Annotated in this window: 12 protein-coding genes; all 12 read right to left on the reverse strand. The window is 71.5% G+C overall.

The window, feature by feature from the left end:
* Positions 1-59: 59 nt before the first annotated feature.
* Positions 60-827 (reverse strand): triose-phosphate isomerase, encoded by a 768-nt coding sequence (tpiA, locus tag ACH436_RS04380; protein ID WP_430559152.1) that lies wholly within the window; start codon positions 825-827, stop codon positions 60-62.
* 81 nt (positions 828-908) lie between these two features.
* On the reverse strand, positions 909-2108 hold the full coding sequence (locus ACH436_RS04385; RefSeq protein ID WP_430558938.1) for a phosphoglycerate kinase: 1200 nt from the start codon (positions 2106-2108) through the stop codon (positions 909-911).
* 174 nt (positions 2109-2282) lie between these two features.
* On the reverse strand, positions 2283-3287 hold the full coding sequence (gene gap / locus ACH436_RS04390) for a type I glyceraldehyde-3-phosphate dehydrogenase (RefSeq protein ID WP_430546145.1): 1005 nt from the start codon (positions 3285-3287) through the stop codon (positions 2283-2285).
* A 249-nt stretch (positions 3288-3536) separates the two neighbouring features.
* The gene (whiA, locus tag ACH436_RS04395; protein ID WP_430558939.1) at positions 3537-4517 is read right to left on the reverse strand and encodes a DNA-binding protein WhiA; all 981 of its coding nucleotides are present in this window, start codon (positions 4515-4517) and stop codon (positions 3537-3539) included.
* Between the two features lie 51 nt (positions 4518-4568).
* Positions 4569-5534, reverse strand: coding sequence for a uridine diphosphate-N-acetylglucosamine-binding protein YvcK (gene yvcK / locus ACH436_RS04400; RefSeq protein ID WP_430558940.1), 966 nt, complete (start codon positions 5532-5534; stop codon positions 4569-4571).
* On the reverse strand, positions 5531-6466 hold the full coding sequence (gene rapZ, locus ACH436_RS04405) for an RNase adapter RapZ (protein ID WP_430558941.1): 936 nt from the start codon (positions 6464-6466) through the stop codon (positions 5531-5533). The genes yvcK and rapZ overlap by 4 nt, the downstream gene beginning before the upstream one ends.
* Positions 6463-8649 carry an excinuclease ABC subunit UvrC gene (gene uvrC, locus ACH436_RS04410; protein ID WP_430558942.1) on the reverse strand — a complete coding sequence of 729 codons (2187 nt, stop codon included), beginning with the start codon at positions 8647-8649 and terminating at the stop codon, positions 6463-6465. The genes rapZ and uvrC overlap by 4 nt, the downstream gene beginning before the upstream one ends.
* Positions 8650-8719: 70 nt before the next feature.
* The gene (locus tag ACH436_RS04415; protein WP_430559153.1) at positions 8720-9601 is read right to left on the reverse strand and encodes a carbohydrate ABC transporter permease; all 882 of its coding nucleotides are present in this window, start codon (positions 9599-9601) and stop codon (positions 8720-8722) included.
* A gap of 17 nt (positions 9602-9618) precedes the next feature.
* Entirely contained in the window at positions 9619-10641 is a 1023-nt protein-coding gene (locus ACH436_RS04420; protein ID WP_430558943.1) for a carbohydrate ABC transporter permease, read from the reverse strand.
* Positions 10638-12083, reverse strand: a complete 1446-nt coding sequence (gene ngcE, locus ACH436_RS04425; RefSeq protein ID WP_430558944.1) for an N-acetylglucosamine/diacetylchitobiose ABC transporter substrate-binding protein — start codon at positions 12081-12083, stop codon at positions 10638-10640. Before ngcE ends, ACH436_RS04420 begins: the two co-directional genes overlap by 4 nt.
* A gap of 261 nt (positions 12084-12344) precedes the next feature.
* Positions 12345-12857 carry an OsmC family protein gene (locus tag ACH436_RS04430; protein WP_430558945.1) on the reverse strand — a complete coding sequence of 171 codons (513 nt, stop codon included), beginning with the start codon at positions 12855-12857 and terminating at the stop codon, positions 12345-12347.
* 17 nt (positions 12858-12874) lie between these two features.
* Positions 12875-15901, reverse strand: a complete 3027-nt coding sequence (uvrA, locus tag ACH436_RS04435) for an excinuclease ABC subunit UvrA (protein WP_430558946.1) — start codon at positions 15899-15901, stop codon at positions 12875-12877.
* Between the last annotated feature and the right edge of the window lie 139 nt (positions 15902-16040).

Below are 16040 nucleotides of genomic sequence, written 5' to 3' on the forward strand. Positions count from 1 at the left end.
CGGTGACGATCCCAGGAGGCGTCCGTCGTGCGGGCCCGGGCCCGCCGTGGGGTGTCGCGTCAGGCGACGTGCGACTGGTAGCGCGCGATCTTCGCGAACTCGACGGGGTCGAGGCTCGCGCCGCCCACGAGGGCGCCGTCGACGTCGGGCTGCGCCATGATCTGCGCGACGTTGCCCGACTTCACGGAGCCGCCGTACAGCACGCGCACCGCGTCGGCGACCTCCGCGTCGTAGACGTCCGCCAGCACGCGACGGATGGCGCCGCACACCTCCTGCGCGTCCTCCGGGGTCGCGACCTCGCCCGTGCCGATCGCCCAGACGGGCTCGTAGGCGATGACGACCTGCAGAGCCTGCTCGCGCGGGACGTCCACGAGCGCGGCCTCGACCTGCGCGAGGGTGTAGGGCACCTGCTCGCCGGCCTTGCGGACGTCGAGACCCTCCCCCACGCACAGGATCGGGACGAGCCCGTGCGCGAAGGCGGCACGGACCTTGGCGTTGACCAGGTCGTCGTTCTCCGCGTGGTACTCGCGGCGCTCCGAGTGGCCCACCGCCACGTACGTGGCGCCGAGACGGGCGAGCATCGCACCCGAGACCTCGCCGGTGAACGCACCGGACTCGTGCCGGGACAGGTCCTGCGCGCCGTAGCGGATCTCGAGCTTGTCCGCCTCGACCAGGGTCTGCACGGACCGCAGGTCCGTGAAGGGCGGCAGCACCGCCACCTCGACGGCCGCGTAGTCGTGCTTCGCGTCCTTGAGGGTCCACGCGAGCTTCTGCACCGCGGCGAGCGCCTCGGTGTGGTCCAGGTTCATCTTCCAGTTGCCCGCCATCAGGGGCGTGCGGGTGGTGGCCACGATGGGCTCCCGTTCTCTCGTGCTGGGTGGGAAGGGTCGGTCGACGGTCGGTCGGCGTCAGTCGGCGAGGACGGCGAGGCCCGGGAGGTCCTTGCCCTCGAGCAGCTCCAGGCTGGCGCCGCCGCCCGTGGAGATGTGGCTGAAGCCGGCCTCGTCGAACCCGAGCACGCGCACGGCCGCGGCCGAGTCGCCGCCGCCCACGATCGAGAACGCGCCCGCCGCGGTCGCGTCGACGATGCCCTGCGCGACGGCGCGGGTGCCCGCCGCGAACGCGTCGAACTCGAACACACCCATCGGGCCGTTCCACACGACGGTCCTCGCGTCGGCGAGCCGGGCGGCGAACAGTGCCCCGGACTCGGGGCCGATGTCGAGGCCCATCGTGCCGTCGGGGATCTGGTCGGCCGGCACCGTGCGGTGCGGCGCGTCGGCGGCGAACGAGTCGGCGGCGACGATGTCGGTCGGCAGGACGATCTCCACGCCCGACTCGGCGGCCCGGGCGAGGTAGCCCTTCACGGTGTCCACCTGGTCGGACTCGAGCAGCGACGAGCCCACGGAGTGGCCCTGCGCCGCGAGGAAGGTGAAGACCATGCCACCGCCGATGAGCAGCCGGTCGGCCTTCGTCAGGAGATTCTCGATGACCCCGAGCTTGTCGGAGACCTTCGAGCCGCCCAGCACGACGGCGTACGGCCGCTGCGGGTCGGTGGTCGCACGCGAGAGCGCCTCGACCTCCTTGAGGACCAGGTCGCCCGCTGCCGCGGGGAGCAGCTTCGCGACGTCGTAGACGGACGCCTGCTTGCGGTGCACGACGCCGAAGCCGTCGGACACGAAGGCGTCGGCCAGCGCGGCCAGCTCGCCCGCCAGCTCCTCGCGCTCGGCGTCGACCTTCGAGGTCTCGCGGGCGTCGAAGCGCACGTTCTCCAGGAGGGCCACCTGGCCGTCGGCCAGCGCGGCGACGGTCTCCTGGGCCGACGGGCCCGTCACGTCGCCGGCCAGGGCGACGTCCTGGCCCAGCAGCTCGCCGAGGCGTGCGGCCACGGGCGCGAGGGAGTAGTCGGGGTTCGGCTCGCCCTTGGGGCGGCCGAGGTGGGCCGTCACGACGACGCGCGCACCGGCGTCCGTGAGGCGCTTCAGCGTGGGCAGCGCGGCCTTGATCCGGCCGTCGTCCGTGATGGTGGTGCCGTCGAGCGGCACGTTGAAGTCCGAGCGGACGAGGACGCGCTTGCCGCGCAGCTCGCCCAGGGTGTCGATGGTCTTCATGGGGCACACCTGTCCGTCAGGGCCCGGTGCGTGCGGCACGGCCGTGAGGCGTCCGCGACCAGCCGGGCCGGGGTGGTCTGGTCCGTACATGACGACGTCCGCGTGCGCGGCCGGAGTTCGGCGCGCACGCGGACGTCGTGACTCACGCTCGAGCGGTGTCGGGCGCCGGAGTCGTCAGAGCTTCTCGCCGACGAAGACCGTCAGCGACACGAGGGAGTTGGAGTAGCCCCACTCGTTGTCGTACCAGGAGACGACCTTGACCTGGTTGCCGATCACCTTGGTGAGCTTCGCGTCGTAGATGCTCTGGTGCGGGTTGGTGACGATGTCCGTGGAGACGATGTCGTCCTCGACGTACTCGAGCACACCCTTGAGCGGGCCCTCGGCGGCGGCCTTGACCGCGGCGTTGACCTCCTCGACCGTGACCTCCTTCGGAGCCTCGAAGGTGAGGTCCGTGGCCGAGCCGGTGATGACCGGGACGCGCAGGGCGTAGCCGTCCAGCTTGCCCTTCAGCTCCGGGAGGACCAGCGCGACGGCCTTGGCGGCACCCGTGGTGGTCGGCACGATGTTCTGCGCGGCGGCGCGGGCGCGGCGGAGGTCCTTGTGGGGGCCGTCCTGCAGGTTCTGGTCGCCGGTGTACGCGTGGATCGTCGTCATGAGGCCGCGCTCGATGCCGATCGAGTCGTTGAGGGCCTTGGCGAGCGGCGCGAGGCAGTTCGTCGTGCAGGACGCGTTCGAGATGATGTGGTGCGCGGCCGGGTCGTACTGGTCGTTGTTCACACCCATCACGAAGGTCGCGTCCTCGTTCTTCGCCGGAGCGGAGATGATGACCTTCTTGGCGCCGGCGTCGATGTGCGCCTTGGCCTTGGTGGCGTCGGTGAAGAAACCGGTGGACTCGATGACGATGTCCGCGCCCAGCTCGCCCCAGGGGAGGTTCGCGGGGTCGCGCTCGGCGAGCGCACGGATCTTCTGGCCGTCGACGATGATGTTGTCGTCGTCGAAGTCGACCGACTTCGGGAAGCGGCCCAGCACCGTGTCGTACTTCAGCAGGTGGGCCAGAGTCTTGTTGTCGGTCAGGTCGTTGACGCCGACGACCTCGATGTCCGCACCCGACTCCACGAGAGCGCGGTAGAAGTTCCGTCCGATCCGACCGAAGCCGTTGATCCCGACGCGGATGGTCACGATTGCCCTCCTCAGGGCGCGCCGGTGAGATCCCGGCGCACACGGTTGATGCCGACTTCCGCACGCCGTGAAGGGCGTGCTGATGATTCACGTCGTGACCCCGGAACCACCCGACGTTCTTCCACCGGGCGGTCAGCCTCGGGTCACGTCGTCGTCACCTGACGGAATGAGCCTATACCCGAATCGGCCGTGCCGCTGACCCTCGGCGACCCCGTGAGACATGTGGTCTGACCATACGGACAGGGCGGGTCAGAGGTCGAGGAGGTCCGGGCTGAGGCCGGACTCCGTGTCCGGGACGCCGACCTCCAGGGCACGCTTGTCGGCGGTGGACAGGAGCCGGCGGATCCGGCCGGCGACGGCGTCCTTGGACAGCGGCGGCTCGGCCAGCTGACCGAGCTCCTCCAGCGACGCCTGCTTGTGCGCCAGGCGCAGCTCCCCCGCCTGGCGCAGGTGCTCCGGCACGTCCTCCCCCAGGATCTCGAAGGCGCGCTGCACCCGGGCGCCCGCCGCGACGGCGGCCCGCGCCGACCGGCGCAGGTTCGCGTCGTCGAAGTTCGCGAGCCGGTTGGCCGTGCCGCGCACCTCCCGGCGCGCCCGCCGCTCCTCCCAGACCTCGCGGGTGCGCACCGCGCCCATCCGCCGCAGGATCTCGCCGATCGCCTCGCCGTCGCGCACCACGACACGGTCCACGCCGCGCACCTCGCGCGACTTCGCCTGCACGCCGAGGCGCCGGGCGGCCCCGACGAGCGCGAGCGCCGCCTCGGGCCCCGGGCACGTGACCTCCAGGGCCATCGACCGGCCCGGCTCCGTGAGCGAGCCGTGCGCGAGGAACGCCCCGCGCCACACCGCCTCGGCCTCCGCGACCCCCGCCGAGACCACCTCGGGGGCCAGCCCGCGCACGGGCCGCCCCCGGGAGTCCAGCAGCCCGGTCTGGCGGGCGAGCGACTCGCCGTCGCGCACCACGCGCACCACGTACCGGTTGTTCTTGCGCAGCCCACCGGCCTGCACCACGATCAGGTCGCTCGTGTGCCCGTAGAGCTCCGTGATCGCCTGTCGCAGCCGCGCCGCGGCCGCCTCGTCGTCCAGCTCCGCCTCGATCACCACGCGGCCCGAGATGATGTGCAGCCCGCCGGAGAAGCGCAGCGTCGCCGAGACCTCCGCCTTGCGGCACGACGTCCGGGTCACCTTGATCCGCGCGAGCTCGTCCTTCACCTCTGCCGTCAGCGCCATGGCGTCATCCTGCCACGCGCGGCAAGCACCCCCGACGCGGGCGGCGCCCCGTCAGACGTCCCCGTAGACGCCCTCGAACACGTCCCGGTACGCCGCCGCGAGACGCAGCGGGTCGTGCCGCGCCGTCCCGTCGCCGCGACGGACCTGGCGCATGAGGAGCCGGGCACCCACGGCTCCGGCGGCCGTCGCGAGCTCGTCCACGTCCTCGACGGCGGACGGGTCGGCAAGCACCGCGTCGACGCGCAGGCCCGGAGCGTGCCGGTAGAGCGCCTCGAGGTGGTCGGTGGCCGTGAGGCCCTGGGTCTCCCCGCGCTCGGCCGCCAGGTTCAGCGTCACGCACACCCGCGCGTCGGTCTCGTGGAGCGCCCGGGCGAGCTCCGGCACCAGCAGGTGCACGAGGACCGAGGAGTACCAGGAGCCGGGGCCGAGCACCACCCAGTCGGCGGCGCGCACCGCCTCCACCGCCTCCGGGCACGCCGGCGGGTCCGGAGGCACCAGCCGCAGCTGCTCGATCCGGCCCTCGGTCAGCGCGACCCGGCTCTGCCCGACGACGGTCTCCAGGGACGGGCCGTCGCCGCGCACGTCCGCCTCCACGACCAGGGGCACGGACGCCATCGGCAGCACCCGACCGCGCGCCCCGAGCAGCTTGCCGACCCAGTCGAGCCCGGTCACGGTGTCGCCGAGCAGCTCCCACAGCGCGACGATCATGAGGTTGCCCATCGCGTGCTTGTCCAGGCTGCCGCCCGAGACGAACCGGTGCTGCAGCAGGTCGCTCCAGGTGCGGCCCCACTCCGAGTCGTCGCACAGGGCCGCGAGCGCCATGCGCAGGTCGCCGGGCGGGAGGACGTCGAGCTCGTCGCGCAGCCGCCCCGAGGACCCGCCGTCGTCCGCGACGGTCACGACGGCGGTCAGCCGGTCGGACATCAGGCGCAGCGCGGACAGGCTCGCGAACAGGCCGTGCCCTCCCCCGAGCGCCGTCACCGCCGGCGCCCCCGGGCTCGAGACCGGCGTCGTCACTCCTTCCCCAGGTCGCGCGCCGTGAGGGAGACCCGCTGGCCCGCGTCCCGCAGCCGCTTGGCGATCTCGCCCGCGATCGCGACCGAGCGGTGCTTGCCCCCGGTGCACCCGACCGCGATCGTCACGTACCGCTTCTCCTCGGCCAGGTAGCCGGCCAGGACGGGCTCGAGCGCCGCGACGTACCGGTCCACGAACTCCCGCGCCCCGGGCCGGGCGAGGACGTACTCCCGCACCGGGGCGTCCCGGCCCGTGAGGTGGCGCAGCTCGGTGATCCAGTACGGGTTCGCCAGGAAGCGGACGTCCACGACGTGGTCGGCGTCGAGCGGGATCCCGTACTTGAAGCCGAAGGCCAGCACGTTCACCCGCAGCGCGTCGGGGGCACCGTCCGCGACCGCCGCGCGCACCTCCCGCGCGAGGTCGTGGACGGACAGCTCGGAGGTGTCGATGACGACGTCCGCACGCTCGGAGATCGACGCGAGCGCGCGGCGCTCCTCGGCGATGCCGTCGAGGATCCGCCCCTCGCCCTGCAGCGGGTGCGGGCGGCGGACGCTCTCGTACCGGCGCACCAGCGTGTCGTCGCGCGCGTCGAGGAACAGGATCCGGTAGCTCACGCCCGCCTCGCGCAGGTGCTGGAGCACCCGGGCGAGCTCGGCGAAGTACTCCCGGCCGCGCACGTCGACCACCACGGCGAGGCGCTCGACCGAGGAGCCCGCACGGGTCATGAGGTCGACGAGCGGCACGATCATCATCGGCGGCAGGTTGTCGACCACGAACCAGTCGAGGTCCTCCAGCACGCCCGCGGCCCGCGACCGGCCGGCGCCCGACATGCCCGTGATGATCAGCACCTCGGGCTCGACCTGCTCGGGGGCGGGCGTGGTGGCCTCGATCTCGGGGATGCCCTGCGGGACGGTGATGGGGTCCGGCTCGCTCATGCGCCCAGCATGCCAGGGCGCGCGGCGTCCTGGCTGGTCGGCGCGCTGTTCGCGTCGGTGGTGCGAGGGTCGGCGGTCGCCGGGGTGTCGTCGGCCGGGTTGTCGTCGGCCGGGGTGGCGTGGGCCGGGGCGTCGCTCCGGAGCGCGGCGACGACGGCCTCGGCGGTGCGGCGGCCCATGCCACGCACCTGGGCGATCTCGTCCACGCTCGCCGCACGCAGCTTCTTGACCGAGCCGAAGGTGCTCAGGAGCGCCTTGCGGCGCGCCGGCCCGAGGCCCGGCACGTCGTCCAGGACGGACGTCACCATGCCCTTGCTCCGGCGTCGCCGGTGCTGCGTGATGGCGAACCGGTGCGCCTCGTCACGGACTCGCTGGAGCAGGTACAGCCCCTCGGACGAGCGCTGCAGGATCACCGGGTAGTCGTCGCCCGGGACCCACACCTCCTCGAGCCGCTTGGCGAGCCCGCACAGCGCCACGTCGGTGACGCCGAGCTCGTCGAGAGCGCGCTGCGCCGCGGCCACCTGCGGCGGGCCGCCGTCGACCACGACGAGGTTGGGCGGGTACGCGAAGCGCTTGCGCTCCCCCGGCTCCTCGGCGGGGACCTCGCCGGAGCGCGGGCCGGCGGGCGCGCGCGGCGGGCGGCCCCCGCTGTGGTCACCGTCGTCACCGTCGTCGCTGTCGTCGAGCTCGACGTCGCCGGAGGCCAGCCGGTCGCTCAGATAGCGACGGAACCGGCGCGTGATCACCTCGTGCATGGCCGCGGTGTCGTCGCGCGCGCCGTCGCCCTCGGGGCCACGGACCGAGAACGTGCGGTACTCGCTCTTGCGCGGCAGCCCGTCCTCGAACACCACCATCGACGCGGACTGGTAGGTGCCCTGCGTGTGCGAGATGTCGTAGCACTCGATGCGCAGCGGCGCCGACTCCAGCGCCAGCGCCTCCTGGATCTCGCGGAGCGCCTGGCTGCGCGTGGTGAGGTCACCTGCACGGCGCGTGCGGTGCAGCGCGAGCGCGTGCTCGGCGTTCGCCTTCACGGTGGCGGCGAGCTCGCGCTTGTCGCCGCGCTGCGGCACCCGCAGCTCGACCCGCGCTCCCCGCAGGCCCGTCAGCCAGGCCGTCATCTGCTCGGGGTCCGGGGGCAGCACGGGCACCAGCACCTCGCGCGGGACGGCGTCGCGCACCTCACGGCGGGACGCGGCGCGCCCCTCGGTGTCGAGGTCGGCCTCGGCCGCCGCCGCACGGGCGTCCTCGACGGCCCCGTACACCTGCTGCAGCAGGTGCTCGACGAGCTCGGCGTCGGTGACGTCCTCGACCTTCTCGACGACCCAGCCGCGCTGACCGCGGATGCGCCCTCCGCGCACGTGGAACACCTGGACGGCGGCCTCGAGCTCGTCGCCCGCGAGCGCGAAGACGTCGGCGTCGGTCGCGTCGGGGAGCACGACGGCGTTCTTCTCCGTGGCGCGGCGCAGCGCCTGGATGTCGTCGCGCAGGCGGGCGGCCTGCTCGTACTCCATGGACGCCGCCGCCTCGTTCATCCGCGCCGTCAGCCGCCGCTCGAACCGCTGCGTGTCGCCTGCCATGAAGTCGCAGAAGTCCTGGGCGAGCTGCTTGTGCTCGTCGATCCCGATCCGGCCGACGCACGGGGCGGAGCACTTGTCGATGTAGCCCAGCAGGCACGGACGGCCGGTCTGGTGCGCGCGGCGGTAGACGCCGGCCGAGCAGGTGCGGACGGGGAAGACGCGCAGCAGGAGGTCGAGCGTCTCGCGGATGGCCCAGGCGTGGCCGTACGGCCCGAAGTACCGGGTGCCGGGCCGCTTGGCGCCGCGCATCACCTGGGCGCGCGGCACCTCGTCGGCCATCGTCACCGCGAGGTACGGGTACGACTTGTCGTCGCGGTACTTCACGTTGAACCGCGGGTCGTACTCCTTGATCCACGAGTACTCGAGCGCCAGCGCTTCGACCTCGGTGCCCACGACCGTCCACTCGACCGAAGCCGCCGTCGTGACCATGCTCTGCGTGCGGTGGTGCAGGTGCGCCACGTCCTGGAAGTAGTTCGACAGCCGCGCCCGCAGGTTCTTCGCCTTGCCCACGTAGATCACGCGGCCGTGCGCGTCGCGGAACCGGTAGACGCCGGGCGACGTGGGGATCTCCCCCGGCTTCGGGCGGTAGGTCGCTGGGTCGGCCATGTCCGTCAGCCTAGGTCAGGCCACCGACGCTCCACGCCGCCCGGCCGCAGGTCCGTGCGGCGTCCGGAAGCTACTTCATCGTGCCCGCCGTGACCGACCCCTGGAGCTGGCGCTGGAAGATCAGGTAGGCGATCAGCACCGGCACGATCGTCACCACCACGGCCGCGAACATCGCGCCGAAGTCCACCGCGTACCCCGCCGACGACACGAACGCCGCCAACCGCTGCGACAGCACGTAGTTCTGCTGGTCCGGGTTGAGCGCGATCGGCAGGATGAACTGGTTCCACAGGCCCAGGAAGTTGAAGATCGCCACCGACGCCATGCCCGGGGTCGCCATCGGCAGCATCACCTGGAAGAACGTCCGCCAGTGGCCGGCGCCGTCGATCGCCGCGGCCTCGGCGATGTCGTCGGGCAGCCCGCGGAAGAACGCGTACAGGAAGAACACCGTGAACGGCAGCGCGAACGCGACGTAGACCACGATCAGGCCCGGGAGCGTGCCGAGCAGACCCGCGTTCTGGAGCACGAAGAACAGTGGCACGATCGCGAGGAAGACCGGGAACGTCAGCCCGGCCAGCATCAGGTAGTAGATGGCCCGGCGCCCCGGGAACTCGAAGCGGGCCAGCACGTACGCGCACATCGCCCCGAGGAGCATGACGAGCACCAGCGCGGTCCCGACCACGATGATCGTGTTGACGAAGGCCCGCCCGATCTGGGCGTCGACCCACGCGTTCTCGTAGTTGGTGAACGACCAGTGCGCCGGCAGCGAGAACGGCGACGCGAAGATCTCGGCGCTCGTCTTGAACGAGCCGATGAACACCCAGATCATCGGTGCGATGACGAGGATGCACCAGATCACGAGGACGGTGTGGGAGACCCCGGCCGCGACGCGGTCGCCGCGGCCGGCCGCGCGCACGGTCCCGGTGCGCGCGACGGTGCGCGCCGAGCGGGGCATCGCCTGGGCGTGGGCGGTCATCCCCGACCCCTCTCGTTCCGGCCTCCGGTGAGGCGGTTCACGGTGAACACCAGCGCCGCGAAGACCAGGGTCACGACGGCCATCGCCACGCCCATGGCGCTGGCGTAGCCGAACTTCCCCTCGGTGAAGGCCGTGCGGAACAGCTGCTGGGACATGACGAGCGTCGAGTTGTCGGGACCGCCCTGCGGATTGAGCGCCTGCACGTAGACGAACAGGTCGAGGGCGATGATCCCGAGGTAGATGTAGGCGGTCTGCACGTTGTCCCGGATGAGCGGCAGCGTGATGGACCACGACGTCCGCCACCGGCCGGCACCGTCGATCCGCGCGGCCTCGTAGATCTCCGACGGGACGCCCTTGATCGCCGCGATGAAGAGCAGCATGTAGAAGCCGACGAAGCCCCACACGACGACGAACATCGTCACGGGCATGGCGGTGCCCACGTTCCCGAGCCAGGCGAACGACTGGAACCGGTCGAGCCCGAGCCCGGTGAGGATCCCGTTGACCAGACCGTTGCTCGGGTCGAGGATCAGGCGCCACATGATGCCCACGGCGATGGCGGGGATCACGTAGGGGAACAGGGACACCACCCGGTAGAAGCCCGACCCGCGCACACCCCGGACCTGGCCCTTGGCCGAGCCGCCCACCGTGATGAGGATGGCGAAGGTCAGCGCGATGGCGATGGTGACCAGCGGGATGAACAGGCCGAACATCACGCTGTTGCCGACGGCGTTGACGAACCGCGGGTCCTGCAGCAGCGTCGTGAAGTTGGCCAGTCCCACGACGTCGAACTCGGTGGTGAAGCCCGACCAGTTCGTGAGCGCGTAGAACGCGGCCTGGACGAACGGCCAGATCACGAAGACCAGGAACAGCGCCAGCGGGAGCCCGAGGCAGACGACGAAGAAGCTCACGGTGTCGAACGACCACCCGCCGGCCCGCCGCCGGCGGGGCCCGTCACCGGGCCCCGCGGCAGCCCCCTCGCCGGAGGGCAGGATCTGCCCGGCGCCGGGGATGGCGGTCATGACACCTCGATCTTGTCGATCGTGTCGTCGTTCGCGATGCGGTCCGTGATCGCCTGCAGCTCCTTGGTCAGGTCCGCGACCGACTTCTTCCCGTCGAGGAAGGAGTTCCAGATCGGGAGCTGCTCCTGGTTCATGCCGTACGTGTTGACGAAGTTGAACGTGAAGATGTCGGTCCCGGCCGCGCCGAGCATCTCCGTCTGGGACACGAGCGCCGTCGACCCGAACCCGTCGGCGGGGACGATGTCCTTCACGATGGTCGGGGCGAGCTTCGTCTTGGAGAAGTTCGTCGCGGCCTCCTTCGAGAGCATGACCCGCAGGAGCTCCTTGCCACCGGCGACGCTCTTGGCCTGGGAGGGCACGATGAACGGTTCGCCGGCCGTCGAGTGCAGCGCGGTCGGCGGCATCGCCGGGCTCGACGTGACCGAGAAGCTCGGGACGCCCTTCATCTGGAAGTCCGGCGCCGTCTGGTCCTTCATCTCGTTCTCGATCCAGGACCCCGACGGGTACAGCAGCGCCTCCTGCTTGTTGCTCCACTGCGCCTGTGCCGCGGTGAACTGCGTGCCCGACCCGCCGGGCTTGAAGTACCCGGCGTCGATGATCTCCTTCATGATCGTGAAGGTGGCCTGCAGGGAGTCGTTGGACCAGCAGTCGGGCTTGAGGTTCTCGAGCGCCAGCCGGACCTCGTCGCCCCCCTCCTTGATGGCCGACTCGATCGCGAGGGTCTGGTAGTAGGTCGCGGCCTCGGTCCCCCACAGGAACAGGTACTTGCCGGCCTGCTTCGCCTCCGCGCCGAGGGCCTTGGCCTCCTCCCACGTGGCCGGCGGCGTCCAGCCGTTCTTCTCGAAGAGGCTGCCCGAGTACCAGACGCCGTAGACCGTGAGCACGTAGTTGAGGGCCGCGAACTTGTCCCCGTAGGTCCCGGGCGCGAGAACGCCCTCGTACAGCGTGTCGCGGATGGTCGTGCCCTCGACGTTCGGGGCGTCGATGATGTCCGTGAGGTCCTCGAGCTGGTCGAGGATCGTGTTGAACCCGATCGACTGGGCACCCGAGTTGTCCACGAGGTCGGGCGGGTTGCCGCCGACGAACCGCGGCTGCAGCTCGGTGGCGATCTGGGTCGAGGGCGAGACCTTCACGGTCGAGCCGGAGTGCAGCCCGGCGAGCACCGTGCCGGCGAACTCGACGTAGTCGACGCCGTAGCCGCCGTCGAAGATCACGGCGTCGACCGTGGTGTTCTCCGCCATGCCGAACGGGTTCTTCGCGTCCTTCTCCCCGCCCGGGGCGGCGCTGGTCGTCTCCTCGCCCCCTCCCCCGCCCGTCGCGCACGCCGCGAGAGGGAGGCCGAACGGGACGGCGGCGGCCGTGTACATCACGGCGCGGAGCACCGACCGGCGGGAGGGCTGGGGGGTGATGTTGCTCTGGTCAGTGGTGAAGTTGCTGGTCATCGTCGTTGATGCCCTTCGTGTCAGGGTGCGTCGGGAGACGCCCCGTCAACCGTGCTGCTCTGCCCGCTCGATCCCTGCGCCGACCTCCTCGTCTCGCGCCACGGTGAGCCGTTGCGGCGGGTTCCGCACCGCTCACGGAAATATCTCCCATCCACCACAGGGATGGAGTGGAAAATATTCACGTGCGGACGCCACGTCAACTGCCGACACGACAGTGTGACCGGACTGGTACAGAACATCGCCCCCGGGGCGGGGCGGACCCTACGTGGCGGGGGTCGCGAGCCGTACGGGCGCGGGCTCCACGAGCACGGAGAAGTTGACCGACCGCGCGATGAAGCACAGGGCGTGCGCGCGGCGGTGCAGCTCCGCCACCGCCTCGTCCGTCGCCTCCGGGCCGGCGTCGACGGTCACCCGCGGCCGCAGCGTGACGTCGGTGAACTGCCCCTCGCCCCGGGACTCCACCCGCATCGTGCCGGTCGTCTCGTCGGTGTACTCGCGGACCACGAGACCGTGCTCGGCGGCCAGGTGCAGGAACCACAGCATGTGGCACTGCGCCAGGCTCGCGACGAACAGCTCCTCGGGGTTGTGCCGCGCCGGGTCGCCCCGGAACGCGGGGTCGGCGCTGCCGAGCAGCGGCGGCTTGCCCGTGACGGCGACCGTATGGTTCCGGGAGTACGACGTGTAGGACGTCGTGCCCGGCGCCTCGGAGCCGGCGGCGGCCCCGGCGGCATCGGGCCAGGCGACGGTCACGGCGTAGTTGTGGTGCGCACCCATGGCCACACGCTAGGGCGTCAGGCGGCGCTGCGCTTACCAGAACGCTTCGACGTGCCCTTCGCCGGCGTCGCCGACTTCCCGGAACCCTTCGTGGACCCCTTCGTCGACCCCTTGGCCGAGCTCCGCGTACGGGGCGCCGACGACGCCGAGGTCGCGGCGGCGGACCGCGCCGGCGCCGTCGAGGCCGCGACGGGCACGGCCGGGTGCTCCTGGAGGATCGGCGCCAGGAACCGTCCCGTGTGGCTCGCCTCGACCTGCGCGACCACCTCGGGCGTGCCCTCGGCCACGACGGTCCCGCCGCCGGAACCGCCCTCCGGACCCATGTCGACGATCCAGTCCGCGCTCTTGATCACGTCGAGGTTGTGCTCGATCACCAGCACGGTGTTGCCCTTGTCGACCAGGGACTGCAGGACGCCGAGCAGCTTGCGGATGTCCTCGAAGTGCAGGCCGGTGGTCGGCTCGTCGAGCACGTAGATCGTGCGGCCGGTCGACCGCTTCTGCAGCTCGCTCGCGAGCTTGACCCGCTGCGCCTCACCGCCCGAGAGCGTCGGCGCGGGCTGCCCGAGGCGGACGTAGCCGAGGCCCACCTCGACCAGCGTGGTGAGGTAGCGCGAGATCGCCGGGAACGCGGCGAAGAACTCCGCGGCCTCCTCGATCGGCATGTCCAGGACGTCCGCGACCGTCTTGCCCTTGAAGTGCACCTCGAGGGTCTCGCGGTTGTACCGCGCGCCGTGGCAGACCTCGCACGGCACGTAGACGTCGGGCAGGAAGTTCATCTCGATCTTCAGCGTGCCGTCGCCCGCGCACGCCTCGCAGCGGCCGCCCTTGACGTTGAAGGAGAACCGCCCCGGCCCGTAGCCACGGACCTTGGCCTCCTCGGTCTCCGCGAAGATCTTGCGGATCCGGTCCCAGACGCCCGTGTACGTGGCCGGGTTCGACCGCGGCGTGCGCCCGATCGGCCCCTGGTCGACGTGCACCACCTTGTCGAGCTGGTCCACGCCGGTGACCCGGGTGTGCCGGCCCGCGACCTGGCGCGCGCCGTTGAGCTCGTTGGCGAGCACCGTGTGCAGGATCGAGTTGACGAGCGTCGACTTGCCCGACCCCGAGACCCCGGTGACGGCCGTGAGCACCCCGAGGGGGAAGGACACGTCGATCCCCCGCAGGTTGTTCTCGCGGGCGCCGACGACCGTAACCTTGCGGGCCGGGTCGGTCGCGCGGCGCTCCGCCGGGAGCGCGATGCTGCGTCGGCCCGAGAGGTAGGCACCGGTCATGGACCCCTCGGCCTCGAGCAGCCCGGCGTAGTCGCCGGAGTGCACGACGCGGCCCCCGTGCTCGCCGGCCCCGGGACCGACGTCGACGATCCAGTCCGCGGCCCGGATGGTGTCCTCGTCGTGCTCGACGACGATCAGCGTGTTGCCGAGGTCCCGCAGGCGGGTCAGCGTCTCGATGAGGCGACGGTTGTCGCGCTGGTGCAGCCCGATCGACGGCTCGTCGAGCACGTACAGCACGCCGACCAGCCCGGAGCCGATCTGCGTCGCGAGCCGGATGCGCTGTGCCTCCCCGCCCGACAGGGTGCCCGCCGGGCGCTCGAGCGACAGGTAGTGCAGGCCCACGTCCACCAGGAAGCCCAGGCGGGCGTGGATCTCCTTGAGCACCTCGGCGGCGATGGCCCGCTCGCGCTCCCCCAGCTCGAGGCCGTCGAGGAAGTGCTTGGCCTCGTCGATCGGCAGCCGGCACACGTCCCAGATCGACCTGCCGCCGACGGTGACCGCGAGCACCTCGGGCTTGAGGCGCGCCCCGGAGCACACCGGGCACGGCACCTCCCGCATGTACGCCTCGTACTTCTCCTTCGACCAGTCGGACTCCGTCTCCCGGTGCCGGCGCTCCAGGAAAGTCACCGCACCCTCGAACCCCGTCGAGTACTGCCGCTCGCGGCCCCACCGGTTCTTGTACCGCACGTGCACCTGGTGGTTGCGGCCGAACAGGATCGCGTCCCGGGCGCGCTGCGGCAGCGCGCGCCACGGCACGTCCATGGAGAAGCTCATCTCGTCCGCCAGCGCGGAGAGCACCCGCTCGAAGTACTCGGACGACGTCAGCGCCCACGGCACCACGGCGCCGTCGCGCAGGGTCTTCTCCTCGTCCGGCACCACGAGGTCGGGGTCGACCTCGAGCCGGAAGCCGATGCCCGTGCACTCCGGGCACGCGCCGTACGGCGCGTTGAAGGAGAACGTGCGCGGCTCGATCTCGTCGAGCGCGAGCGGGTGGTCGTTGGGGCACGCCCGCTTCTCGGAGAACTTGCGCACCCGGTCGAGGTCGTCGATGTCGGCGTCGACCAGCTCGACCATCACCAGACCGCCCGCGAGCCGCAGAGCGGTCTCCACGGAGTCGGTGAGGCGCCGCTGGACGCCGTCGCGCGACACGAGACGGTCGACGACCACCTCGATGTCGTGCTTGAGCTTCTTCTCGAGCGTGGGCGGGCTGGTCAGCTGCACCACCTCGCCGTCGACCCGCGCGCGGGCGAAGCCCTGCGTCTGCAGCTCGGCGAACAGGTCGGCGTACTCGCCCTTGCGCCCGCGCACGACCGGGGCGAGCACCTGGTAGCGCGTGCCCTCCGGGAGCTCGAGGAGCTTGTCGACGATCTGCTGCGGCGTCTGCGAGCGCACCGGCTCCCCGCACACGGGGCAGTGCTGCGTCCCCGCGCGTGCGAACAGCAGGCGCAGGTAGTCGTAGACCTCGGTGATCGTGCCGACGGTCGAGCGGGGGTTGCGGTTGGTGGACTTCTGGTCGATCGACACGGCGGGCGAGAGGCCCTCGATGAAGTCGACGTCGGGCTTGTCCATCTGGCCCAGGAACTGGCGCGCGTACGCGGAGAGCGACTCCACGTAGCGGCGCTGCCCCTCGGCGAAGATCGTGTCGAACGCCAGGGAGGACTTCCCCGAGCCGGAGAGGCCGGTGAAGACGATCAGCTCGTCGCGCGGGAGATCGAGCTCGATGTTGCGCAGGTTGTGCTCGCGGGCGCCGGAGATGACGAGGCGGTTGCTCACCCGGGCATCCTACGTCGGCGCGCCGACATTCGTACAGGCGTTCTATGCGCTTTCCGGTGCCTGACCGGTCACACCCGGGGGCCGTCGCCGCCACCCTGGACGCCCGCGTCCCCCGCCGCTGACGGGTGCTTGGATACGG

Source organism: Isoptericola sp. NPDC019693, assembly GCF_044389085.1.
Taxonomy (GTDB): domain Bacteria; phylum Actinomycetota; class Actinomycetes; order Actinomycetales; family Cellulomonadaceae; genus Isoptericola.